Below are 2,167 nucleotides of genomic sequence, written 5' to 3' on the forward strand. Positions count from 1 at the left end.
GCATCATTTCGTCATCATTACTTTTGATGCTATCTTTTATAGCCTCAAGTTGGTTGGTTGATAATGAAAGCTGTTCTTTATTTTGCGTATTTGAAAGCAGTTGTTTTGCATTATCTAGTGCGCTTGTGATATTAGATAATTTTTGTTGTAATTCTTGGATAGTATTGTTATAACTTGGATAATTATTGTCTTTGACTAATTTTAGCGATTCTAATAATGGGGTTGTTATTTGAGGATATTCATCTTTATTTGCATTAGCAAAATCGGTTATTTCAGCAATCTTGTTATTAATTTTTTCGATTTCTTCATCTTTATTAGAATTAATTTGGATAATTTTTGTTTCCGCTTTTCGATTTTTATCCTTAAAATCTTCAACTAATTGTTTTAATTCATCAATAGCATCCCTATTGGTTGGATCTTGGGTTTTGGTTATTAAATCTTTTAGATCTTGTTTTTCAGGATTATATTCATCGGTTGGCATTTGCGATACAAAGTCATTTGCTTTTTTAACTAATTCATCCAATTTGGTATTTAATTCGCTAAATTTTTTATTGATTTCTTCTTTTTCTTTAGGTATTTTATCAACTATTTTTTTTAGATTAACTTTAACATCATCTAATCTCGCGACACCAAAATCGCTAACATTTGGCTCAATGTTAGTATTATAATCTTCTAAAACTTTGTCTAATTCCTTGATTAATGTCTTATATTTTTCGGAATTTTCATTTTTTAGCCCATTTTGAGCACCAATTAGTTCATTCTTTTTGTTAATAATGTCTTTTTTTAATTCGATAATTTCTTCAATTATTTTCTTGCGTTCATCTTCATCAGCATCACGGAATCTTTTAGCCTCTTTAATTGCTTTATTTAGCTCGTTAAGTTTTTCAAGAACATTGTAACTATTTGAGTTAGCATTGCTATTTGTTTCTTCGGCCGAATTTATTCTTGATTGTAGATCCTTTTTAGAAACATGATAAGTTCCCTTGTCCTTAAATTTTTCTTGTTCTAGTTCAGTGTTAAGTTTTTTAGCTTCAACTAGTGTGTTTATAGATGCTTCCTTAGATTTTTGAAGGTAGCTATCTTTTAAAGTTTTGGCACCGTTGTTATATTCAACTTCAATTTCATCTACGGATTTTTGTTCATTATCTAATGTTTCCAGCGTTTTTTCAGCATCTTGTATGAATTTTTCAAATTCATTAGTCGAACTAATAATATTGTTTTCTTTGGTATATTTAAGATTTTGTTTTGCAATGGCAATTTCTCTGGTCAGATTATCTCTTGCGACTTGCTTTTTAGTTTTTGTTAATAAACTATCAAGTATATTTTTATTTGTAACTAGATCGCCTAACAAAGTATTAGTATTATTGTTTCGTAGTGCATTTTCAATAGCATCGCTAATTTGGTCTCTATTATTTTCATATTCATCAGAAGATTTAATTTTATCTAATTGTTGATGTCCTTTTTCAATTAAGCCAGTTATTTCACTAATTAATTTGTCTTTTTGTTTTGTAATTAAATCACTTGCTTGTTCTGATTTGTTGTTTAGATTAGCTAAAGCTTCTGTAATACTATTTTTGTCAAGTTTTTTAGAGCTTCATTACCTACATTTATTGCATTTTTTAATTCGTCCTCAATTTTTTGAGAACTAAATAAATCACTAGCTGATTCGATTTCTTTTAATAATTTTTGTGAAGAAGGTAATTCTTGGGTTAAACCATCAATAGCTTCTTTAATTTGTTGTGCATCACTTTTTAGTGGTTTAGCCTTTTCTAGAATTTCTCTTAGTGTAGCAATTTCATTATCTTTGCTCATTTTATTTTTTATGTTGGTTATTTCAGCGTCTAATTTTTTGGCTAAATTTTTATATTTGTCATAATCGAGGGTTGTGTTCTTATAATTTTCGGCATCTTTTACTAAGTCATTAATTTGCTTTATTAGGTTTTGTTTTTCTAATGATAGGGTTTTTTGGAATTCTGAAATTTTTTCATGTAAAGAATTTAGTGCTTCTTGTCTTTCCTCTAGGGTTGCATTTGGATTATTAAGAATTTTTTCAGCTTCTTTGATCGCTTTTTCAAATATACCTTTATTTTTGATATCAGAAGGAAATTTTGAATCAATGTTTTTTGCATTTAAAATTTCATCTGTCAGGTTAAACAACACTTGGAGA

Annotated in this window: 2 protein-coding genes; both read right to left on the reverse strand. The window is 27.8% G+C overall.

The annotated features are described in order from the left end of the window. On the reverse strand, positions 1-1,351 hold a 1,351-nt coding region (locus ACWXVK_RS03210), incomplete at its 3' end, for a hypothetical protein (protein ID WP_456017243.1). Positions 1,352-1,551: 200 nt separating this feature from the next. Then, positions 1,552-2,167 (reverse strand): hypothetical protein (locus ACWXVK_RS03215; protein WP_456017245.1); only part of this gene is annotated, 616 nt, incomplete at its 5' end.

It is taken from the genome of Mycoplasma sp. 3398, assembly GCF_053851555.1.